Origin of the sequence: Paraburkholderia sp. EG286B, from assembly GCF_040965655.1 — a bacterium.
Taxonomy (GTDB): domain Bacteria; phylum Pseudomonadota; class Gammaproteobacteria; order Burkholderiales; family Burkholderiaceae; genus Paraburkholderia.
On the sequence record NZ_JBFRCF010000004.1, the window covers coordinates 133,330 to 153,983 of the forward strand.

A 20,654-nucleotide genomic window follows, 5' to 3' on the forward strand; every position below is an offset into this window, starting at 1 on the left:
GGCTGCCACTGAAGCCCATTTGAATCCAGGCTGATTTTCGGAGATTTCGATGCCTATCCCCTTGCTCGCGCTGGCCATCAGCGCCTTTGCCATCGGCACCACCGAGTTCCTCATCATGGGCCTGTTGCCCGACGTGGCGCGCGATCTGAACGTGACGATTCCCGCCGCGGGCCTGCTCGTGACGGGTTATGCGCTCGGCGTGGCGGCCGGCGCGCCGCTGCTTGCCGCGCTGACGAGCCGCATGCCGCGCAAGCTCGCGTTGCAACTGCTGATGGGCGTGTTCATCGTCGGCAACGTGATGTGCGCGGTCGCGTCGAACTATTCGCTGCTGATGGTTGCGCGTGTCGTCGCGTCGTTCGCGCACGGCTCGTTCTTCGGCATCGGCGCCGTGGTGGCCGCCTCGCTCGTGCCGCAGGAAAAGCGCGCGAGCGCCATCGCGCTGATGTTCACGGGGCTCACGCTCGCCACCGTGCTGGGCGTGCCGTTCGGCACCGCCATTGGCCAGCAGTTCGGCTGGCGCGTGGCGTTCTGGATCGTGAGCGGCCTTGGCGTGATTTCGCTCGTCGGCGTGACGGCGCTGGTGCCCAACCAGCACGATAGCGGCCCGGCCGGGCTCGGCCACGAAGTGCGCGTGCTGCGCGACCCGCAGGTGTGGCTCGCGCTCGGCATGACGGTGCTGGGGTTCGGCGGCGTGTTCGTCGTGTTCACCTACATCGCGCCGATTCTCGAGCAGGTGGGCGGCTTCTCGCCGCGCGGCGTGACGCTGATGCTCGTGCTGTTCGGCGTGGGCCTGACGCTCGGCAACACCCTGGGCGGCAAGCTCGCGGACCGCGCGCTGATGCCTTCGCTGATGGGCATTCTCGTCGTGCTCGCCGTGGTCATGGCCATCTTCACGAAGACGAGCCACGCCATGTGGCCCGCCGCGATCACCGTGTTCGTATGGGGCATCGCCGCGTTCGCGACCGTGCCGCCGTTGCAGATGCGCGTGGTCGCGAAAGCCGCGGCGGCGCCGAATCTCGCTTCGACGCTGAACATCGGCGCGTTCAACGTGGGTAACGCAATGGGCGCGTGGATGGGTGGCCTCGCCATCGCGCACGGCGTGGCGCTCGACTCGCTGCCGTGGGTGGCCGCGGCCGTCTCGGTGGCGGCGCTCGTGCTCACCTGGGCGGCGGCGCGGCTCGACACGCGCGCCGTACCGCTGCGCGACGCGCACGTGGCGGCGCGGCAGAATACGTGAGCGCCCGACGAGGGCAACGCGCAAGGCCGCGCAGAAGGCAGCGCGCCTTATGCGCAGGGCGCGAAAGCAATCCACGAATCGCGCTCTGCAATGCTGATAACAGTGTGAAGATAACTTCGTTGGGCGTGGCAAATCGCGATGCTAGTCTTGCCTCCATTCATGCTCTTGCGCCGCAATGACGCGGCGCTGCCTGGAGGCAGCCATGCATTCACCCCTCGCGCTCGTACGCGATGCACAACCCGATAGTGCGCACACCGAAGGACCTTACGAGACGCTGGAGCATCTCGTGGGCGTGAACCTCGCCCGGCTGCGCGCCGAACGCCAGCTTTCGCTCGATGCGCTCGCACGCGCCTCCGGCGTCTCGCGCGCGATGCTCGCCCAGGTCGAGTCGGCGCGCAGCGTGCCGTCGATCAAGGTGCTGTGCAAGGTGGCGGCGGCGCTCAAGGTCTCGGTGTCGGCATTCCTGCGGCGGCATGCCGTGAACGGCTTCGAGCATTTGCCCGCCGAGCGGGCGTCGCGCCTCGTTTCCGCCGACGGCCGTTATTCGGCGCGCGCGCTCTATCCGGAAGCGGAGCCCGCCGCCGCCGAATTCCACGAACTGCGCATCGCGCCGCTGCATACCGAGTCCGGCGTGCGCCGCCCGCCCGGCACGACGGTGAACCTCGTGGTGAGCGAGGGCACGCTCGAAGTGAGCGTGCACGATCGGCGCCAGCTGCTCGCCACCGGCGATGCGATCGTATTTGACGCCGACCAGCCGCACAGCCTGCGCAACCCGGGCGACACCGAGGCGCGCGTGTTTCGCGTGACGCTCAACGCCGAGACGCCGCCGCGCTGGGACGTGCCGGCCGCGACGGCTGGCGGCGAAGCGGCGTCGGCAGTCGAAGCGATCAGGACGGTTGAGGCGGTGGATGCGGTCGAGGCGGTCGCAGCCGTGGCGGCGCAGCCGGCATGAGCCGTGTCGCATCGTCGAGAAAATTCTCTAGTCGTACTTTTTTGCGCTGCACAGTTGCGCAGCCTGTTGTATCCTTTGCCCGCCGGTTAAGTCAGGTAATAAGCCGGTAATCAGTGCGTCTTCAGGGCGGGGTGAAATTCCCCACCGGCGGTATGCCGGCCGCGCCGCAAGGCAAGGTCGACGAGCCCGCGAGCGCCTGCGCGAGCCTCATTGTGTCGTGCGCAGGGTCAGCAGATCTGGTGCGAAGCCAGAGCCGACGGTCATAGTCCGGATGAAAGAAGATGTGCAGATGGTCATGTTTGCCCATCCGCCGCGGCGTTTCGGCCGATGTGCGTGCGTCCCCATTTTCGGGGCGCGCGGCATCCGTGCGAATCGCGCGTGCCGGGGATTCCTGTCTGTTTGCAATGCCCTGAAACGTTTTTCGCCTAACTCTCGCGAGGAGCGTTTCACATGTCCCTTACTGCCAGTACCCCTCTCGCTGCATCCCAGGGCGCGCCGCTCGACGCCGCCGCCGATCTCCCGTTCATCGATTCCGAGCCGGTGCCGCCGCGCATTGCCGCCGCGTTGCAAGCCATGCGCGAAGGCCGCCCGGTCGTGCTGCAGGACGATCACGACCGCGAGGACGAGGCCGACCTGATCGTCGCCGCCGAGCGCCTCACGCCCGAAACGATGGCGCTCTTTATCCGCGAATGCAGCGGCATCGTGTGCCTGTGTCTGTCTGACGAAAAAGTGCGCGCGCTCGAACTGCCGCCGATGGTGGCCCACAACGAGAGCCGCAACCGCACTGCGTTCACGGTCTCGATCGAAGCGCGCGACGGCGTGAGCACGGGCGTGTCGGCCGCCGACCGCGTGACGACGATCCGCGCCGCGATCGCCGCGGACGCAAAGCCTGCCGATATCGTGCGCCCCGGCCACGTGTTCCCGCTGCGCGCGCAGAAGGGCGGCGTGCTGACGCGCCGCGGCCACACCGAAGGCACCGTCGATCTGGCGGTGCTCGCGGGCCTCGCGCCCGCCGGCGTGCTGTGCGAGCTGATGAACCCGGATGGCACGATGGCGCGCGGCAAGCAGGTCGACGACTTCGCGAAGCTGCACAATCTGCCGGTGCTCTCGATTGCCGAGCTGGTGGCGTTTCGCGAGTCGCTCGCCGTGGCGCGCGAGCGCTGTGCCGAGCCGGCCTGAGTCACGCTGAAAGTCGCAAGGTGAGGTGAGGGACGTGACGCCGACGGGCGCCGCGTCCCGTTTTCATTGCGGCATGCGCGATTTGTGCGATCTGTGCGCCGGTGGCGCGCGCAGCCTTACGACTGCACGTCGCCGAATTCTCCGCGCACGCCGGCCTCGACGAGCGCCGGCAGTTCTTCCATGTGCGCCATGATGCGTGTGATGCCCATCTCGCGCAGCACGTCGGCGTAGCCCGAAGGAATGTGGCTCGCGCCCACGAAGGCAATCGTCTTCATGCCTGCGGCGCGCGCGGCGTTCAAACCCGAAATGCTGTCTTCGACGACGATGCACCGCGCCGGCTCCACGCCGAGCTGCTTCGCCGCGTGCAGGTACACGTCCGGATAAGGCTTGGGCCGCGCGACCTGCTCGGCGCTGAAGATGCGCTCGCCGAAGATCGTGTCGAGCCCGGCGCGCCGCACCGAAGCGTGCACGCGCGTGAGCCGGCTGTTCGAAACGACGGCGGCAGGCAGCGTGACCCGGCGCAAGGCGTCGCGCACGCCGTTGATCGGGCTCACCGACTCGGCAATCGCGGCTTCGCAACGATGTTCGATGGTCTCGAGAAAGTCCTCGGGCATCGTGAGGTCGAAGCGCGCGGCGACGTCGGCGAGAAAGCGCGAGGTCTGCTGGCCGAACGCTGCATTCACGGCGGCGTGAAAATCGATGCCGGGAAAGGTGCTGCTGAGCGTGTCGAACAGAACGCGGTCGGCGATGACTTCACTGTCGACGAGCACGCCGTCACAGTCGCAGATGAGATGGTCGATCATGCGTGAAACGAGAGCCCGGGCGCAGCGCGCGGCCAGAGGTCAGCGGCCGGTGCGTGCGCCTGAGCCAGGCAGGCGGGAAGGTGGAAACCCCCAATCATACGTGCTTTTGCTTTTTGCACGCAGTGCACTCGCGGCCTGCAAGGCTCAGCCGTCGTCCGCGGCGTTTGCCGAGCCGGCGTCGGCCCACGCTTTTGCCGCGCTGATCGCGCGCTGCCAGCCGGCCACGCAACGTGCGGCCGCGTCGCTCGGCAACGAAGGCGTGAAGCGGCGCTCGAGGCTCCAATGCTGCTGGAGTTCGTCGATATCGCGCCAGAACCCCACCGCGAGCCCGGCCAGATATCCCGCGCCCAGCGCGGTGCTTTCGCTCGAGCGCGGCCGCAACACGTTCACGCCCAGCAGATCGGCCTGGAACTGCATGAGCAGATCGTTCGCGCTGGCGCCGCCATCCACGCGCAGCTCGTTTATGCGCATACCGGAATCGGCCTCCATGGCGGCGAGCACGTCGAACGACTGATAGGCGATCGAGTCGAGCGCCGCGCGTGCGATATGCGCCGCAGTCGTGCCGCGCGTGAGCCCGAACAGCGTGCCGCGCGCGTGCGCGTTCCAGTGCGGCGCGCCGAGGCCGGCGAACGCGGGCACGAGGTACACGCCGTCGCTGTGCGGCACGCTGGCCGCGAGCGGTTCGATTTCCGCTGCGCTGCGAATGATGCCGAGTCCGTCGCGCAGCCATTGCACCACCGCGCCCGCGATAAAGATGCTGCCCTCCAGCGCGTATTGCGTCTGCCCGAGCGCTTGCCACGCGATGGTCGTGACGAGGTGGTGGCTCGACTCGACGGGTTGCGCGCCGGTATTCATCACGAGAAAACAGCCGGTGCCGTAGGTGTTCTTCACCATGCCGGGGCGCATGCACATCTGCCCGAAGAGCGCCGCATGCTGGTCGCCGGCCACGCCGGCGAGCGGGATTTCGGCCGCGAAGAGCGACGCCGCCGTGCGCGCATAGACCTCCGACGACGAACGCACCTCCGGCAGCATGCTGCGCGGAATCTCGAAGAGCGCGAGCAGGTCGTCGTCCCAGCGCAGCGTGTGGATGTCGAAGAGCATCGTGCGCGCGGCATTGGTGACGTCGGTGGCGTGCAGCGCGCCGCGTGTCAAGTGCCACAGCAGCCAGGTGTCTACGGTGCCGAAGGCGAGCCGGCCCGCGCGCGCTTTTTCGCGCGCGCCCTCGACATGATCGAGAATCCAGCGGATTTTCGTGGCCGAAAAGTACGCGTCGATCGGCAGGCCGGTTTTCGCGCGCACCATCGGCTCGAGCCCGCGCGCTTTCAGCTCGTCGCAATAGCCGGCCGTGCGGCGGTCCTGCCAGACGATCGCGTTGTACACGGGCTGACCCGTTGCACGGTCCCATACGATGGTCGTTTCGCGCTGGTTCGTGATGCCGATGCCCGCAATCGCGGCGGCCCCGACACCCGCGCGCGTGAGCGCTTCCGCCGCGACGCCAGCCTGGCTCGACCAGATGTCGCGCGGGTCATGCTCGACCCAGCCGGGCCGCGGGTAGCGTTGCGCGAACTCCTTCTGCGCGAGCGCGACGATCGCGCCGCTGCGCTCGAGCAGCAGGGCGCGCGAACTCGTCGTGCCCTGGTCCAGCGCGAGGATGTACGACTCGGCGTGCGAGTGAGGCATCGTGCAGTCTCCCTGGAGGGGCGCGGCGGTACGCGCGTCGATCGGCCGTCGACCGGCGCGCACTGAAGCGCGTGGCATCGAACCCAGCATAGCCCGAAAGCGGTTTGCGCTCGCTTCGGCGCAACGGAACGGCCAGGGTGTCGCTCGCGCGGCGCGGTGCGACAATGACCGAGTCGGGATGCAGTCGTTCCAACCAGTCGAAAACGATAACGAGGCAATCATGCGTGCAATTGCAATGATCGGTGCGGCCGTGCTGCTCGCGGGGTGCGTGGGCGCGCCGCCGGGCCCGGAAGGCGGGGGGCGCGCGCCGTCGCTCGCCGCCTTGCAGCAGATGTGCGGCGGCCAGACGGTCGATTTCGGCGCGTATGCGCCGGGCGTCTACGCGGCCATCTTCGACGCGTGGGTCGCGAATCGGCGCGGCAGGCTGCCCCAGGACCAGTTTTGCGGCTTCCAGGCTCAGCTCGCGCAGCAATACACCACGCTCGGCAAGAGCGCCAATGGCGAGGCGCGGGGTGAGTGGGTGAACTTCCTCAATGCACAGCGCGCCCAGGCGCTGAGCTGGCGGTCGGCGGTCGACCCCACGCTGAGAGCCGGGTAGGCGAACAGGCGGATGGCGCTGCGGCAGGGTGCGCGCGTACGCGCGCTGCACGGAGGCATGCGCAAAAAAATGGTCACGCGGGCATGAAGCGCGCGGGTCCGCGTGACCATGCACTGCAGGCGCGTACGTCTACAGCCGTGCGCCTGCATCGGGGACGTGCCCGACAAGTCGGGCTGGCGGACGACCCATGCGTCCGCGCAAATCGATAAAGGGCAATGGAGCCTGTGGCTGCGCGGGTGCTCGGCCCGCGGGATCAGGCTACGAACACCGTTTGATGGCGCGCAACGCAGAGTCGCCGATTTCGGTTAGTCGCCATTGCTGAAGGCCGGATGCAAGGCGCTCCAGTTGGACGAGCTGTCGTTCGAGCAAGGCGTCCAGTTCTTCTCGCTCCATGTCGAGCTGGTTGGGGGCGTCCTGTACTAGCAGCAGGGTGGCGAATTCATGCGGACTCAGCATCGTTCTCTCCGTGTTGCCGCATCAGAGGTCGCCGGTTGCGGCCCGCAGGGCGGCGCAGCGACAGGAATGCGGTGGTGTGAGCGAAAGCCTGCGACCGGGCAGGTCGACTGGCTGGAGGGACCGGCCGCCCGGACCGCCTGTGCGCGGCCCAAACGACACCCAGCCCGGGATCTACCTCGGGGAACTGGAGTGTAGTCAACGCCGCTGCGTTGTACAAACCACGCCCCGAAAATTTTCCCTTTGACATTCGAGCCCGCACGCAGCGGTCGTGCGAGCCGCCTGGATTCGCGAAATCACTTGAAGTTCGTGCCGCAGCGCGGCACGCAGCGAGCGAATCCGCTTCGATTCGCTACGCATCAAACGCACGGAAGGCCCGCGGGTATTGCGTTTGCGCGTCGGCCAGTGATCGTCACATGACGTAACGCGGAGAGGTCGTCTATTCCCGGAACTGCGGGAAGCGGGCCCGGTCTGTGCTTTGTGACTGCAGCTGCGCGAAAGTACAGCTAAGATGGAATTAGGGATGGCTTGTAACGTTCGCCGCGCGTGACTGGCGCAGCTCGCCGGGCCTCGGGCTTCCGGCTGGGCGCCGCGCGGCGTGAGCGTAAAACGCCGCTTCGGGAGTAGGACACAATGCGTAACGACAATGAGCCTCGCCATGTGATGCCCTGGCGCATCGAAGACATCGATCTCACCCGTATCGACCGTCAACGTGCCGCCGCCAACGAAGACCTGATGCTGCTCCTCGCCGCCTCTTCGTTCATTGAAAGCGGTTCCGATCTTTACACGAGCAACCTGAACGTGTTCTTCAACGGCGACCCCGAGGTCTCCGAGTGGCTCAACCGCGAATGGGAGCCCGAGGAGCTTCAGCATGGACGCGCGCTGAAGACGTACATCCAGTACGTGTGGCCCGAGTTCGACTGGGACGCGGCGTTTCAGACCTTCATCGAAGAGTATTCGAAGACCTGTTCGTTCGAGGAATTCGAGAAAACGCGCGCGCTCGAAATGGTCGCGCGCTGCGTCGTCGAAACCGGCACCGCCACGCTCTATCGCGCGATCGGGGAGTATTCGGATGAGCCCGTGCTCAAGGAAATCACCGACAACATTCGCAGCGATGAAGTGCGCCATTACAAGCACTTTTTCCGCTATTTCAAGAAGTACAACCAGATAGAAGGGCACGGGCGTCTCGCCGTGCTCGGTGCGCTCATGCGCCGCGTGATGGAGATCAAGAACGAAGATTCCGAGATCGCGCTGCGCCATGTGTACGCGGGCCGCTACCCCGACCGCGTGCGCGACGACGCCTATAGCCGCGAACTCACCGCGCGCGTGAACAGGCTGGTGCGCCACAATCTTTCCGCCGACATGTGCGTGAAGATGCTGCTCAAGCCGCTCAACCTGCCCGCGAAGATCCGGCCCGGCGTGCACTATCCGCTCGCGAAGATCACGCAACACGTCTTCTTCCGCTAGGACATCCGCACGCGAAAACAAAAAGCCCGCTGCTGGAGCGGGCTTTTTCGTTTCTGGGCGCAAAGATCAGCGATCGCGCTGGCCGTTGCCGTCGCGGCGCGCATTGCCGCCTGGGCGGCCGCCGAGCAGCGCGCCCGGGTTGCCTTGCGACTTGCGTTGTTGCGGGCGGCCCAGTGCGCTTTCGTGCGAAACGCCGCGCTGGCTTTCGCGACGCGTATGCTCGCCGCGCGCGCCTTGTGCGCCGTGATTCGCGCCTTGCTGTTTCACGGGCTTGGCGGTGCGCACGCCGCCGTTCGAGGCCGGCTTGGCCGGGCGCTGGCCGCCGTTGCCGCCACCGTTGGCTGCATGCGCGCGGTTGCCGTCGCGGCCACCTTCACGGTTGCCTTCGCGATTACCGCCGCGCGGCTCACGCGATTCACGCGATTCACGCGATTCACGCGATTCACGCGGCTCACGCGGCTCACGCGCCTGCGCAGGCCGTCCGCCGTTCGCGGCATTGGCGCCATTCGACGCACCACGGCCCTGGCCCTGGCCTTGCCCCTGGCGCGGCGAGCGCCCTTGGGGCTGGCTGCGGCGCTGGATCGGCTCGGGCTTCGCGTTCGGGTCCGGCTCGAAGCCCGCGATGACCTCCTGGGGCACCGCGCGCTTGATGAGCTTTTCGATGTCCTTGAGCAGCTGATGCTCGTCCACGCAGACGAGCGACACGGCTTCGCCCGTCGCGCCCGCGCGGCCGGTGCGGCCGATGCGGTGGACGTAGTCCTCGGGCACGTTCGGCAGATCGTAGTTGACGACGTGCGGCAGCTGGTCGATATCGATCCCGCGCGCGGCGATGTCGGTCGCGACGAGCACCTGGAGCGTGCCGTCCTTGAACTCGCTCAAGGCGCGCGTGCGTGCCGACTGGCTCTTGTTGCCGTGAATCGCCAGCGCGCTGATGCCGTCCTTCGAGAGCTGCTCGGCGAGGCGGTTGGCGCCGTGCTTGGTGCGCGTGAACACGAGCACCTGAAACCAGTTGTGCTGGCGGATCAGGTGCGTCAGCAGGTCGCGCTTGCGGTCGCGGTCGACGGGATAGATCTTCTGCGCCACGGTTTCGGCCGTGGTGTTGCGGCGCGCGACTTCGATCAGCGCGGGCGAGTCGAGCAGGCTGTCGGCGAGCGCCTTGATCTCATCGGCGAAGGTGGCTGAGAAGAGCAGGTTCTGGCGCTTGGGCGGCAGCTTCGCGAGCACGCGCTTGATGTCGTGGATGAAGCCCATGTCGAGCATGCGGTCCGCTTCGTCGAGCACGAGAATCTCGAGCTGCGACAGATCGATCGTCTTTTGCTGCATGTGATCGAGCAGGCGACCCGGCGTCGCGACCACGATATCCACGCCGCGCCTGAGCGCGTCGATTTGCGGATTGATGCCCACGCCGCCGAACATCACCGTGGACTTGAGCTTCAGATACTTGCCGTAGGCGCGCACGCTCTCTTCGACCTGCGCGGCGAGTTCGCGCGTGGGCGTGAGGATCAGCGCGCGCACCACGCGCTTGCCACCTGCGGCCGGCGCCATGTCCGTGAGGCGTTGCAGGATCGGCAGCGTGAAGCCGGCAGTCTTGCCGGTGCCGGTTTGCGCGCCGGCGAGCAGGTCGCCGCCGCCGAGCACGGCGGGAATCGCTTGCGCCTGGATAGGCGTGGGCGTGCTGTACCCAAGTTCGTTGACTGCGCGGACCAGCGGTTCGGACAAGCCGAGAGAATCGAAAGACATAAACACCTGTTGTATTGCAGTAGCGCGGGCGTCGCTTCGCGGCCCGAAGGCGCGCTGCGCAGCCAAAGCGGTGTTGCCGGGTTCGAATGCGCCCGGTGAAGCCGCCTTTTCGCGTTGTTCGGACGGCGCGCCAGTGCGCGCGCCGCGTTTTTTCTTCATGGAACGGACAGGTCTATCGAGACCTGTCGTCTGGCGTTAAGTTGCATCGTGCGGCCGCGGACACTGCGGCAGCCGTACGATGTCTTCGCATTGACGCGTCACGCGACGTAGCGCGCGACGCTCACGAATTGACAGACGCTCCCGGCGAGCACGAACAGATGCCAGATTCCATGTCCGTGCCGGATGCGTTCGTCATTGACGAAAAAATAAATACCGACGCTGTAAATGACGCCGCCGGCCAGCAGCCACGCCGTGCCCGCGGCCGGCAAGGCTTCGATGAGCGGTCGAACCGCCACCACCGCGAGCCAGCCCATCACCACATAGAGCACCATCGACAGCGCTCTCGTGCGCCGCCCGAGCGTGAGTTCCTGAACGATGCCGAGGGCCGCGAGCCCCCAGCTCACGCCGAAGAGCGACCAGCCCCAGGGACCACGCAGCGTCACCAGCGTGAACGGAGTATAGCTGCCCGCGATGAGCAGATAGATCGCGGCGTGGTCGCACTTTTGCAGCACTGCCTTCAGGCGGATGCCGCGCACGCCGTGATACAGCGTCGAGATGGTGTACAGCGCGCACAACATCGCCCCGTATACCGCAAAGCTCACGACCTTGTACGCGTCGTGATCCAGCGCCGCGAGCGTCACGAGCGAGACGAGTCCCGCCACCGACAACATCGCGCCCACGAGGTGAGTCATGCTGTTCAGACGCTCACCGGCGTGCATGACGACCACTCCTTGTTCTTCCTGGGCGCGACGCGCGCCGGCGGAACAGTGTTCCACCGCGTACGGCGCCGTGCCCGAGCGCAGCGTTCAAAACCAGGCCTGACGGGCCACGGAGCCGCTTTCACCACACGGCGCCGGCGCCAAATAGCGAAGGGCGCAGCCCGCGCTGTGCGGACTGCGCCCTTATCAGGCAACCGTCACTATAACAGTAACCACTTGCGTGGGACCGCCGCAAGGGCTCCGGCCCCTACGGCCGTGGACGGCTTTGCGTCAGTCGAGCGGCGACGAGCGCAGGTCCGCGACCTGCTGCGGCGACACCGGCGTGCCCTTGTTGCCCCAGGACATGCGGATGAACGTCACCACCGCCGCAACCTCCTGATTCGAGAGCGACTGCGCGAACGGCGGCATGCCGTACGGGCGCGGATTGCCCCCCGTGCTCGGCGGATAGCCGCCGTTGAGCACCATGCGGATCGGGTTCACGGCCGAATGCATCTGGATCGACTGGTTGTTCGCAAGCGGCGGGAAGTTCGGCGGCATGCCGAGACCGTTCTCCGCGTGGCACTTGGCACACTGGTCGTGGTAGATCTTCTGACCTTGCTGCAAGAGTTCGCCGCCGAACGCTTCCGACGTCTCCATCTGCATCGTTTCGGGCGCTTCCTTCTTCTGCGGGATGGTCTTCAGATACGAGGCCATCGCGTGGATGTCGTCGTCCGAGAGGTATTGCAGACTGTTGTGGATCACGTCCGCCATCGGGCCGAACACGGCGCCGCGCTCGGACACGCCGGTCTTCAGGAGGCTTGCGATGTCCCTGATGTCCCAGTCGCCGAGGCCGCCTTCGCTGCCCGTGAGCGACGGCGCGTACCAGTTCTGCAACGGGATCAGGCCGCCCGCGAAGGCCGCCGAGTTGACCGGGCCGCCCACCGCGTTGATCGACGTGTGGCACATGCCGCAGTGGCCGAGGCCTTCGACGAGATACGCGCCGCGGTTCCATTCGACCGACTTGGTCGGATCGGGCTTGTACTCGCCCTCGCGGAAGAACAGCGTGCGCCAGCCGATCAGCAGGTTGCGGTTGTTGAACGGGAACTTGAGTTCGTGCGGGCGGCTGGGCGCGTTGACGGGCGGGACCGAGCGCAGATAGGCGAAGATCGCGTCGGCGTCGGCGCGTGTGACCTTGGTGTAGCTCGCGAACGGGAACGCCGGATAGAGCAGGCTGCCATCCTTCGAGCGGCCCGTGTGCATGGCGCGATAGAAGTCGTCGGCGCTCCACTTGCCAATGCCGTACTGGTCGTCGGGCGTGATGTTCGGGGTGTAGAGCGTGCCGAACGGCGTGGCCATCGGCAGGCCGCCCGCGAACATCTGGCCGCCGCGCACGGTGTGGCAGGCGATACAGTCGCCGGCGCGCGCGAGGTACTCGCCCTTCTTGATGAGATCGCCCTGGTCGACGGGCGTCGCGGCCTGCGCCGCGCCGTTGTGCAGATAGTGGGTGCCCGACCAGAGCACCGGTACGAGGGCCGCGGCGGCGGCCACGATGACGGCGGAAAGTGCGAACAGGGACTTGCGGTTCATATTGGCTGTCTCCCCCGGCGCCTTATTGCGGTTCGCTGCCGCAGGCAAGCGGCGTCTTGAGTGAGCCAGCCGGCGCCGGCACGGGGTTCTGCGGCGCGCTCCGCGTGGAGAGCCAGGCCGCGACCGCGTTCACGTCTTCGTCGGTGAGACGCGTGGCGATCTCATGCATGCAGTCGGGTGCCTTCGCATGCCGCGAGCCCGAGCGCCAGGCGCCGATCTGCGCGCTGATGTAGTCCATGTGCAGACCGACCAGACCCGGAATGGCCGGCTCCATGCCGGTGAGCTTCGCGCCGTGGCAAGCTGCGCAGGCGGGCACCTGCTTGGCCGGGTCGCCGTGCAGGACGATCTGCTGACCGCGCGCGAGCGTGTCGCTGCCGACCGAAGGTTTCGCCGGCGGCGGGTAGGGCGGCCGCTGCTGCGAGAAGAACGTCGCGATCTCGTGCAGGTAGTCGTCGGAGAGATAGGTGACCAGATAATTCATCGGAGGGTACTTGCGGCGCCCCTCGCGAAAGTTCATTAGCTGGTTGAACAGGTACTCGGCCGGCTTGCCGGCGAGACGCGGGAAGTAGTCGTTGTCGGTGCCCTGCCCGTGCGAGCCGTGGCACGCGGTGCAGCCCTGCACGCGTGCGGCGATCGTGTCGGGGGCTTTGGCCTGCGGCGCGGAGGCCGCCGTCTGGGCATGTGCAGCGCTGAGAACGCCGGTCGTCCCGAGCAAAAGTGCTGCTGCCAGAGGCGCGACGAGCGGAATGAGCGGTCGGAAGATACGTCTTGGGGACACGCGTAACTCCATCTTTATCGTGGACCTGACCAGGCTTCGAACGGCCCGGCTTCCAGGCTGCGCGCGATGAAAGCAGAAGACGTGCGCGCTGCGGCGACGCAGCAGATTCTAGCATCGGGAACTCATAGTGACCATTTGCCGCATGCGCCACAAGCGCCCTCCGATGGCTTCGAGGCGCCACCGGGACGTGCTTGCGGCCGATCGTCGCGTCGGTGCCGGTTATGATTCTGCACCTGTTCGCCAATCGGTGACACGGGGTTGTCCCGCACCCGCGCCACACTCGGCGAGCCGCTCGTTGCCGGCTGCATGCGTGACCCGATGCCGGGCGCATGCCGCCGCCGCTTACGGTCTCGTGCCTTCGCTCGATGCTCGCGCATGGAATGCGCGTTGAAGCCGCATCGAGCCCGCATTGAACCGAATCGCGCGGCGGCTATCGAAGCAGGCACCCTGGCGGGACACGCGATGTGATGCGTGTGCGTGTTGCTGTTGCCGTTTTCATGTTGTTTCCTTGCCACTTGTCTCGATGACTCCAATTGCACTTTCCCTATCGTTGCATCAAGCCGACCGATCCCCTTCGCGCGAAGTCCGCGCGACCCGCAACACGCGGGAGGGCGAGGTCCGATGAAAGCTGACTGGCTCTGGATCGGGCAGGTCGCCATGGCGGCCATCGTCAACATCGCCTACGCATTCGCGCTCGGCTCGGCGTTCTATGGCGCGTGGCTCGACAAGGACGGCCGCACGCCGGTCGCGCCCGCGCGCCTCGCATGGCTGCGTGCGCAACGCTCGCTGCGCGCCGCGGCGTTCGTGCTCGTGGCGGCGCTCATCATGTGGATGCTTTACGAGAGCGCGTCGGTCAGCGGCGAACCGTTGCCCAGCGCGTTCGGCGTGGTCGGCACGGTGCTCTCGCAAACGCACGTCGGCCACGCGTGGACCGTCGCGTTCGTCGGCGCGCTCGTGTTGCTCGGCTGCGCGTTCGCGGCTTCGAGTGTGGCGCGCGACGGCGTGCTGTGGCTCGCGCTCGTCGCCATCGCCGCGGGGCGCGCGGGGCTCGGCCACGCCGCCGATGCGGGCTTCGCCTCGGCCGCGCTCGGGCTGCACACGCTCCATTTGCTCAGTGCGAGCGCGTGGAGCGGCATCGTCATGGCGGGGGGGCTTGCCGTGCTGCCGGCGCTCGGCGCATCGACGGCACGCGGCGTGCTGATCCGCACGGCGGGCCAGATTTCGAACGTGGCGTTCTTCGCGGTGGGCTTCGTGATCGCGACGGGCGTGTTCGATGCGCTGCGCGGCAGCGGCGGCTCGATCGACGCGATCGTCGGTAGTACCTGGGGCCGCGTGCTGATGCTCAAAGCCGTGCTCGTGCTGCTCGCGCTCGCGATGGGCGGCTTCAACCGGCTCGTGGCGATGCCCGAGTTGCGGCGCGCGGCGTCGACAGCGGCGGCGCGCCGTTTCGTCAACGTGATCCATCTCGAAGCGATCGTGATGATCGGTGTGCTCGTGACCGCGGCCGCGCTCGCGCACAGCGTGCCGGCCTACGTGTTGCAGGGCTGAAACGTCGTCGCTGCAACTTATTCGTAGCCGAGCCGGTGACTCAAGATCGGTGAGAAGAAGAGGGCGAGGGCGCAGCCCGTGGCATTGCCTTCGAGTTCCGCGAGTGCGGCCACGGACGCTGGATTGGCGATCAGCGCGATCAGCTGCGGCGCGCACCACAGCGCCGCGGCGCCGATCGCGGCGTACTCGATCCAGCGAATGGGCCAGCCGCGCGTGCAGGCGACTGCGGCAGCGAGCACGCGCAGGAAGCCGAAGGCGACGAGTGCGCCGACGGCGGCTTGTTCGCGGATCAGATAGTCGGGAAGCGACGCGTCCATGGAGTCCCTTGCAACACCGAGGTTGGGTTGCAAAGGAATCAGCAAGGAGCAGGCCAGTTGGGGGCGTTCGCGCTCGGCGCGTGCGTTCGATGACGGTCGCGCCTTGCGCGGCGCGGCTTTCCATGAACTGGCTGTGTGCGCAAACGACATAGGCCGTGCGCGCGTCTCGCGAGCGAGCGCGCCTGGGCGCGCAAAGCCACGCGAAACGTTACTTCGCCGAAACGCGCGATGGCCAGCGTGTCACGGCACGCTGCGCGCCGCGCGTTTCGGCGTTCATTTGCGCATCACCATTCGGCGACGCTGCCATCCTCGTGACGCCACACCGGATTGCGCCAGCGGTGACCCGTCTTCGCCATCTCCCGCACCTTCTCCTCGTTCACGTCGATGCCGAGACCCGGGCCCTGCGGAATCGAGACGAAGCCGTCTTCGTACTTGAAGACTTCGGGATTCCTGATGTAGTCGAGCAGGTCGTTGCCCTTGTTGTAGTGGATGCCGAGGCTCTGCTCCTGGATGAACGCGTTGTAGCTCACCGCGTCGATCTGCAGGCAGGTGGCGAGCGCGATCGGCCCGAGCGGGCAGTGCAGCGCGAGCGCGACGTCATAGGCTTCGGCCATCGCGGCGATCTTGCGGCACTCGGTGATGCCGCCCGCGTGCGAGGCGTCGGGCTGGATGATGTCCACGTAGCCGCCCGCGAGAATGTGCTTGAAATCCCAGCGCGAATACAGACGCTCGCCCAGCGCGATCGGCGTGCTGGTCTGGTTGACGATGTCGCGCAGCGCCTCGACGTTTTCGGAGAGCACGGGCTCTTCGATGAACATCAGCTTGAACGGATCGAGTTCCTTGGCGAGCACCTTGGCCATGGGCTTGTGCACGCGGCCATGGAAGTCCACGCCGATGCCGACGTTCGGGCCCACGGCCTCGCGCACGGCCGCGACGTTGTTGATGACGCCCTGGACCTTGTCGAAGGTGTCGATGATCTGCAGCTCTTCCGAGCCGTTCATCTTCACGGCCTTGAAGCCGCGCTCGACCACGGCGCGCGCGTTGTTGGCGACGTCGCTCGGACGGTCGCCGCCAATCCACGAATACACCTTGATCTTGTCGCGCACCTGGCCGCCGAGCAGCGCGTGAACGGGCACGCCATGATGCTTGCCCTTGATGTCCCAGAGCGCCTGATCGACGCCGGCAATGGCGCTCATCGAGATCGGGCCGCCGCGGTAGAAGCCCGCGCGATACATCACCTGCCAGTGATCCTCGATGAGGAGCGGGTCCTTGCCGATCAGATAGTCGGCGAGTTCGTCGACGGCCGCGGCCACCGTGTGCGCGCGACCTTCGACGATCGGCTCGCCCCAGCCGACGATCCCCTCGTCCGTTTCGATCTTCAGAAAGAGCCAGCGCGGCGGGACGACAAAGGTTTCGAGCCTGGTGATTTTCATGCGGTGTCTCCATGACCTTGAGCGGTAAGGCGGCGCTCGCACCACGCGCGAGCGGCGACGTCTTCAAGCGCACATGCTACTGCAAAATTCGCCTTTAAGTGCTATTAATAGTATTATTTCGCAACGCTTCCCAATATCCAGGAGAACGGCGATTCAACGCGATCTGCACGGCACGGTGGCCTACGAACTCGGCAGCGCGATCCTGCGCGGCGACTACCCGCCCGCGACGGTCCTGCCGCGCGAGGCCGAACTCATGGCAACGTTCGGCGTGAGCCGCACGGTGCTGCGCGAGGCGCTGCGCACGCTCACCTCGAAAGGGCTCGTGGAGTCGCGCCCGCGCGTGGGCACGCGGGTGCGCGCGCGCGAAGCGTGGAACCTGCTCGATGCCGACGTGCTCGACTGGTACGCGCGCGTGGCGCCGCCGCTCGCGTTCGCGCTCAAGCTCCAGGAAATGCGCGAGATGATCGAGCCGTTTGCGGCAGCCCTCGCCGCGAAGGCGCACGATGCCGATGCGCTTGCCTCGATCGCCGCCGCGCATGAGGCCATGGCCGAGGCGCGCAACGTGGACGAATGGGTGCGCGCCGACCTGCGCTTTCATCTCGCGGTGCTGGGCGCCTGCCGCAACGAATTGCTGGTGCCGCTCGGCACGCTGATCGCGCGCACGCTCGAAGGCCAGCTGCGCGTGAATGCGAAGCGCGCCGACGTGTTCAACGCCGCGCTGCCCGACCACACCCTCGTGTACGACGCGATTGCGCAACGCGACGCCTATGCGGCGAGCCGCGCGATGGCGGCGCTGCTGCGCCTGACGCGCGAGCGCATCGAGCGCTGAACGCGTATGCCCAATGGGTGTCTTCGCAACGAATCGCATCAAGCGCAGCGAATTGCGGATGTCAAACGTTTGCGCTGGTGCAATCAATAATGTTTGCTATGCTTTAGGCCGATCGAACGGCGCTTTGGCTTTCAGTGCCGTCAGCAAGTCGGAGGCAAGGCTAACGGTTGAGCGATGAAGAAGAGCAAAGCGAAAGACACGCAACTGGACAACGCAACCCTGCTGGAAATCATCAAGGCGCAGTCGGACATCGCGAAGCTCGGGCTCGATCTCGGCGGCGTAATGGCCTACGTGGCCGAGCGCACCGAGCAGCTCACGCGAGCGCAGGGCGCGGTCGTCGAGCTCGCCGAGGGCGAGGACATGGTCTACCGCGCGGCCTCGGGCAATGTCGCGGACCTCCTTGGACTGCGCCTCGCGCGTGAAACGAGCCTGTCGGGCCTGTGCGTGCGCGAGGGCGAGATCCTGCGCTGCGACGACTCCGAAACCGATCCGCGCGTGGACCGCGAAGCCTGCCGCCGCGCCGGCCTGCGCTCGATGATCGTCACGCCGCTCAAACACCTCGAGACGACCGTCGGCGTTCTGAAAGTCACGAATTCCGAAGTCGACGCCTTCAAGGACGAGGACATCCGCACGCTCTCGCTGATGTCCGAGCTCATCGCCGCGGCGATGTTCCATGCCGCGCAACATGAGACGAGTGAGCTCTATCTGCGCGCGACGCATGACGCGCTCACCGGTTTGCCCAATCGTGCGCTCTTTTACGATCGCCTGCGCCAGTCGGTGGATCTCGCGGTGCGCTCGTCGGGCGGACTCGGCGTGCTCAATCTCGACATGGATGGCCTCAAGCCGATCAACGACCGCTACGGCCATCGCGCCGGCGACGCGGCGATTCGCGAGACCGCGACGCGCATCGCGCGTCACAGCCGCCGCGTGGACACGGCCGCGCGCGTGGGAGGGGACGAGTTCGCCGTGATCTTGCCCGGCATCGCGGGGCGCAGGGACGCCGAGGCATACAGCCGCCGGCTTGTGAACACGGTGGGCGAGCCGTTCGAGTTCGAAGGACACCGCATCGATCTCGGCGTGAGCATGGGCGTTGCCATCCTGCCCGAAGACGGCACCGAGATGACGGCGCTGATCGAATACGCGGATCGTTCGATGTACGAAACGAAGCGGGAGCGCAAGCAGATTAGGTAAGTTCTGTTCGGCTTGGCGGGCTCAGGGTTTTCGGTTCGCCAGGCGCGCGGAAATGAAAAAAGCCGCTGTCCTTGTGGGACAGCGGCTTTCTTTTGCAACTGGTGGCGAATCAGGGATTCGAACCCCGGACCTGCGGATTATGATTCCGTCGCTCTAACCGGCTGAGCTAATTCGCCGAAGAAGAGAATTATCGCGACACCGCCGCAGGCTGTCAACCCCCTTCGTCATCTTTTTTGCAGGGAAGGCGGCCGCCGGGCGAGAGGCCCCGCCCGGCGCCGCTCACAGCCTCAATCCTGCGCGTAAATATCCGAGTCCTTGGTTTCCTTCACGAACAGCATGCCGATCACGAAGGTGCCCAGTGCGATGATGATCGGATACCAGAGGCCCGAGTAGATATCGCCGCGCGCCGCCACGATCGCGAACGCCGTTGCCGGCAGGAAGCCGCCGAACCAGCCGTTGCCGATGTGATAGGGCAGCGACATCGAGGTGTAGCGGATGCGGGTCGGGAACATCTCCACCAGCATCGCCGCGATCGGCCCGTACACCATGGTCACGAAGATCACGAGGATCGTGAGCATCACCACCGTCATCGGCCAGTTGAGCTGCGCGGGGTCGGCCTTGAGCGGATAGCCCGCCGCTTTCAGTGTGGCCGCGAGCGTCTTCTCGAACAGCGCGCCGGCTTCCTTGGCGCCAGGCGCCCGCCCGTCGAACGTGTCGATGGTCGTGTCGCCCACCTTGATCTGCGCGCGCGTGCCTGCCGGGGCGGCCACGTTGTCGTAGTTCAGGCCGGCCTTCGAAAGCGCGCTCTTGGCGATGTCGCACGAGCTCGTGAACTTCGAGGTGCCGACCGGGTTGAACTGGAACGAGCATTCGGCCGGATCCGCGATCACGACGATCGGCGCGCGCTGCGTGGCGGCTTCGAGCGCCGGGTTCGCATAGTGCGTGATTGCCTTGAAGATCGGGAAGTAGGTGAGCGCCGCGATCAGGCAGCCAGCCATGATGATGGGCTTGCGGCCGATCTTGTCCGACAGCGCGCCGAAGAACAGGAAGCACGGCGTGCCGATCAACAGCGCCAGCGCGATCAGGATGTTGGCGCTCGAGCCGTCGACCTTGAGCGTTTGCGTGAGGAAGAACAGCGCGTAGAACTGGCCCGTGTACCAGACCACGGCCTGGCCGGCCGTGAGGCCGAAGAGGGCGAGCAGCACGACCTTGAGGTTCTTCCACTGGCCGAACGCTTCCTTGATCGGCGCCTTCGAGACCTTGCCTTCCGCCTTGATGCGCTTGAACGCCGGCGATTCGTCGAGCTGCAGACGGATCCATACCGAAACGGCGAGCAGCAGGATCGAGGCGATGAACGGAATGCGCCAGGCCCACGCGGCGAACTGTTCTTCGCCGACAAACGTGCGCACGCCGAGGATCACGAGCAGCGAGAGGAACAGGCCGAGCGTGGCGGTCGTCTGGATCCACGAGGTGTAGAAGCCGCGGCGTCCGGGCGGCGCGTGTTCCGCGACGTAGGTCGCGGCGCCGCCGTACTCGCCGCCGAGCGCGAGACCCTGCAGCAGACGCATGCCGATGAAGATCACCGGCGAGGCAATGCCGATCGACGCGTAGCCGGGCAGGAAACCGACCACGAAGGTTGAGATACCCATGATGACGATCGTGACGAGGAACGTGTGCTTGCGGCCCACGAGGTCGCCGAGGCGCCCGAACACGATCGCGCCGAACGGACGCACGGCAAAGCCGGCGGCGAAGCCGAGCAGCGTGAAGATGAAGCCGGCCGTGGGATTGACGCCGGAAAAGAAGCTCTTGCTGATGAAGGCCGCGAGCGATCCGGCCAGGTAAAAGTCGTACCACTCGAACACGGTGCCGAGCGACGACGCGAAGATCACGCGTTTTTCGTCGCTGGTCATCGGCGCGTGCGAGACTTGTCCGCCAACGGTTGCCATAGATGTCTCCAGTATTGATATGCGTGTGGTCCGTCGGGCAGGCGATTCGTAGACCCGCG

General features: G+C 66.4%; 17 protein-coding genes, 1 tRNA gene, 1 pseudogene and 1 riboswitch. Of the genes and pseudogenes, 8 read left to right on the forward strand and 11 right to left on the reverse strand.

Annotated elements, in window-relative coordinates:
- Positions 1 to 49: 49 nt before the first annotated feature.
- From AB4Y42_RS09505 to ribB, 3 genes and pseudogenes are all read left to right on the forward strand, one after another.
- Positions 50 to 1,237 (forward strand): MFS transporter, encoded by a 1,188-nt coding sequence (locus AB4Y42_RS09505; protein ID WP_368694044.1) that lies wholly within the window; start codon positions 50 to 52, stop codon positions 1,235 to 1,237.
- A 202-nt stretch (positions 1,238 to 1,439) separates the two neighbouring features.
- Positions 1,440 to 2,084 (forward strand): annotated as a pseudogene (locus AB4Y42_RS09510) (helix-turn-helix domain-containing protein); the annotation flags it as partial.
- Between the two features lie 218 nt (positions 2,085 to 2,302).
- Positions 2,303 to 2,476: riboswitch (FMN riboswitch) on the forward strand.
- Positions 2,477 to 2,639: 163 nt separating this feature from the next.
- Positions 2,640 to 3,368 carry a 3,4-dihydroxy-2-butanone-4-phosphate synthase gene (ribB, locus tag AB4Y42_RS09515; protein WP_368694045.1) on the forward strand — a complete coding sequence of 243 codons (729 nt, stop codon included), beginning with the start codon at positions 2,640 to 2,642 and terminating at the stop codon, positions 3,366 to 3,368.
- A gap of 116 nt (positions 3,369 to 3,484) precedes the next feature.
- Here ribB and AB4Y42_RS09520 read toward each other — a convergent pair whose 3' ends face one another.
- Entirely contained in the window at positions 3,485 to 4,171 is a 687-nt protein-coding gene (locus AB4Y42_RS09520) for an HAD family phosphatase (RefSeq protein ID WP_069262876.1), read from the reverse strand.
- 144 nt (positions 4,172 to 4,315) lie between these two features.
- Complete coding sequence (gene glpK, locus AB4Y42_RS09525; protein WP_368694046.1) at positions 4,316 to 5,851, reverse strand: glycerol kinase GlpK; 1,536 nt, start codon at positions 5,849 to 5,851, stop codon at positions 4,316 to 4,318.
- 220 nt (positions 5,852 to 6,071) lie between these two features.
- Between glpK and AB4Y42_RS09530 the strand changes: the two genes are divergently transcribed.
- The gene (locus AB4Y42_RS09530; RefSeq protein ID WP_368694047.1) at positions 6,072 to 6,449 is read left to right on the forward strand and encodes a hypothetical protein; all 378 of its coding nucleotides are present in this window, start codon (positions 6,072 to 6,074) and stop codon (positions 6,447 to 6,449) included.
- 258 nt (positions 6,450 to 6,707) lie between these two features.
- Here AB4Y42_RS09530 and AB4Y42_RS09535 read toward each other — a convergent pair whose 3' ends face one another.
- On the reverse strand, positions 6,708 to 6,905 hold the full coding sequence (locus AB4Y42_RS09535; RefSeq protein ID WP_028205977.1) for a hypothetical protein: 198 nt from the start codon (positions 6,903 to 6,905) through the stop codon (positions 6,708 to 6,710).
- A 630-nt stretch (positions 6,906 to 7,535) separates the two neighbouring features.
- On the opposite strand from AB4Y42_RS09535, the gene AB4Y42_RS09540 reads away from it, so the two are divergent.
- Positions 7,536 to 8,369: a ferritin-like domain-containing protein gene (locus AB4Y42_RS09540; protein WP_368687571.1), complete on the forward strand. Its 834-nt coding sequence runs from the start codon at positions 7,536 to 7,538 to the stop codon at positions 8,367 to 8,369.
- A 66-nt stretch (positions 8,370 to 8,435) separates the two neighbouring features.
- On the opposite strand, the gene AB4Y42_RS09545 is transcribed toward AB4Y42_RS09540, so the two are convergent.
- The 4 genes from AB4Y42_RS09545 to AB4Y42_RS09560 all read right to left on the reverse strand — a co-directional run bounded on the left by AB4Y42_RS09545 (position 8,436) and on the right by AB4Y42_RS09560 (position 13,343).
- A complete protein-coding gene (locus AB4Y42_RS09545; RefSeq protein ID WP_368694048.1) occupies positions 8,436 to 10,109 on the reverse strand; it encodes a DEAD/DEAH box helicase in 1,674 nt (557 codons plus the stop codon).
- 257 nt (positions 10,110 to 10,366) lie between these two features.
- Complete coding sequence (locus AB4Y42_RS09550; RefSeq protein ID WP_368687573.1) at positions 10,367 to 10,987, reverse strand: hemolysin III family protein; 621 nt, start codon at positions 10,985 to 10,987, stop codon at positions 10,367 to 10,369.
- 270 nt (positions 10,988 to 11,257) lie between these two features.
- Positions 11,258 to 12,553, reverse strand: a complete 1,296-nt coding sequence (locus tag AB4Y42_RS09555; protein ID WP_368687574.1) for a c-type cytochrome — start codon at positions 12,551 to 12,553, stop codon at positions 11,258 to 11,260.
- Between the two features lie 22 nt (positions 12,554 to 12,575).
- Positions 12,576 to 13,343, reverse strand: coding sequence for a cytochrome c (locus tag AB4Y42_RS09560; protein ID WP_368694049.1), 768 nt, complete (start codon positions 13,341 to 13,343; stop codon positions 12,576 to 12,578).
- A 609-nt stretch (positions 13,344 to 13,952) separates the two neighbouring features.
- On the opposite strand from AB4Y42_RS09560, the gene AB4Y42_RS09565 reads away from it, so the two are divergent.
- Positions 13,953 to 14,879: a CopD family protein gene (locus AB4Y42_RS09565; protein ID WP_368687575.1), complete on the forward strand. Its 927-nt coding sequence runs from the start codon at positions 13,953 to 13,955 to the stop codon at positions 14,877 to 14,879.
- A 17-nt stretch (positions 14,880 to 14,896) separates the two neighbouring features.
- Here the strand turns inward: AB4Y42_RS09565 and AB4Y42_RS09570 are convergent, their stop codons facing one another.
- Entirely contained in the window at positions 14,897 to 15,196 is a 300-nt protein-coding gene (locus AB4Y42_RS09570) for a hypothetical protein (protein ID WP_368694050.1), read from the reverse strand.
- Between the two features lie 284 nt (positions 15,197 to 15,480).
- Entirely contained in the window at positions 15,481 to 16,629 is a 1,149-nt protein-coding gene (gene dgoD, locus AB4Y42_RS09575) for a galactonate dehydratase (protein WP_069262869.1), read from the reverse strand.
- A gap of 73 nt (positions 16,630 to 16,702) precedes the next feature.
- Here dgoD and AB4Y42_RS09580 point away from each other — a divergent pair, with 73 nt between their 5' ends.
- Together AB4Y42_RS09580 and AB4Y42_RS09585 are read left to right on the forward strand one after the other, a co-directional pair.
- On the forward strand, positions 16,703 to 17,458 hold the full coding sequence (locus AB4Y42_RS09580; RefSeq protein ID WP_368687578.1) for a FadR/GntR family transcriptional regulator: 756 nt from the start codon (positions 16,703 to 16,705) through the stop codon (positions 17,456 to 17,458).
- 174 nt (positions 17,459 to 17,632) lie between these two features.
- Complete coding sequence (locus tag AB4Y42_RS09585; protein WP_368694051.1) at positions 17,633 to 18,649, forward strand: diguanylate cyclase; 1,017 nt, start codon at positions 17,633 to 17,635, stop codon at positions 18,647 to 18,649.
- Positions 18,650 to 18,748: 99 nt separating this feature from the next.
- On the opposite strand, the gene AB4Y42_RS09590 is transcribed toward AB4Y42_RS09585, so the two are convergent.
- A tRNA-Met gene (locus tag AB4Y42_RS09590) sits at positions 18,749 to 18,825 on the reverse strand.
- 111 nt (positions 18,826 to 18,936) lie between these two features.
- Positions 18,937 to 20,595 (reverse strand): MFS transporter, encoded by a 1,659-nt coding sequence (locus AB4Y42_RS09595; RefSeq protein ID WP_368687580.1) that lies wholly within the window; start codon positions 20,593 to 20,595, stop codon positions 18,937 to 18,939.
- Between the last annotated feature and the right edge of the window lie 59 nt (positions 20,596 to 20,654).

What these genes read in the sequence shown, in the direction of transcription:
- AB4Y42_RS09505 (WP_368694044.1), top strand. Translation starts at nt 50, where the DNA reads ATGCCTATCCCCTTGCTCGCGCTGGCCATCAGCGCCTTTGCCATCGGC.
- ribB (WP_368694045.1), top strand. Translation starts at nt 2,640, where the DNA reads ATGTCCCTTACTGCCAGTACCCCTCTCGCTGCATCCCAGGGCGCGCCG.
- AB4Y42_RS09520 (WP_069262876.1), bottom strand. Translation starts at nt 4,171, where the DNA reads ATGATCGACCATCTCATCTGCGACTGTGACGGCGTGCTCGTCGACAGT.
- glpK (WP_368694046.1), bottom strand. Translation starts at nt 5,851, where the DNA reads ATGCCTCACTCGCACGCCGAGTCGTACATCCTCGCGCTGGACCAGGGC.
- AB4Y42_RS09530 (WP_368694047.1), top strand. Translation starts at nt 6,072, where the DNA reads ATGCGTGCAATTGCAATGATCGGTGCGGCCGTGCTGCTCGCGGGGTGC.
- AB4Y42_RS09535 (WP_028205977.1), bottom strand. Translation starts at nt 6,905, where the DNA reads ATGCTGAGTCCGCATGAATTCGCCACCCTGCTGCTAGTACAGGACGCC.
- AB4Y42_RS09540 (WP_368687571.1), top strand. Translation starts at nt 7,536, where the DNA reads ATGCGTAACGACAATGAGCCTCGCCATGTGATGCCCTGGCGCATCGAA.
- AB4Y42_RS09545 (WP_368694048.1), bottom strand. Translation starts at nt 10,109, where the DNA reads ATGTCTTTCGATTCTCTCGGCTTGTCCGAACCGCTGGTCCGCGCAGTC.
- AB4Y42_RS09550 (WP_368687573.1), bottom strand. Translation starts at nt 10,987, where the DNA reads ATGCACGCCGGTGAGCGTCTGAACAGCATGACTCACCTCGTGGGCGCG.
- AB4Y42_RS09555 (WP_368687574.1), bottom strand. Translation starts at nt 12,553, where the DNA reads ATGAACCGCAAGTCCCTGTTCGCACTTTCCGCCGTCATCGTGGCCGCC.
- AB4Y42_RS09560 (WP_368694049.1), bottom strand. Translation starts at nt 13,343, where the DNA reads ATGGAGTTACGCGTGTCCCCAAGACGTATCTTCCGACCGCTCATTCCG.
- AB4Y42_RS09565 (WP_368687575.1), top strand. Translation starts at nt 13,953, where the DNA reads ATGAAAGCTGACTGGCTCTGGATCGGGCAGGTCGCCATGGCGGCCATC.
- AB4Y42_RS09570 (WP_368694050.1), bottom strand. Translation starts at nt 15,196, where the DNA reads ATGGACGCGTCGCTTCCCGACTATCTGATCCGCGAACAAGCCGCCGTC.
- dgoD (WP_069262869.1), bottom strand. Translation starts at nt 16,629, where the DNA reads ATGAAAATCACCAGGCTCGAAACCTTTGTCGTCCCGCCGCGCTGGCTC.
- AB4Y42_RS09580 (WP_368687578.1), top strand. Translation starts at nt 16,703, where the DNA reads ATGCTACTGCAAAATTCGCCTTTAAGTGCTATTAATAGTATTATTTCG.
- AB4Y42_RS09585 (WP_368694051.1), top strand. Translation starts at nt 17,633, where the DNA reads ATGAAGAAGAGCAAAGCGAAAGACACGCAACTGGACAACGCAACCCTG.
- AB4Y42_RS09595 (WP_368687580.1), bottom strand. Translation starts at nt 20,595, where the DNA reads ATGGCAACCGTTGGCGGACAAGTCTCGCACGCGCCGATGACCAGCGAC.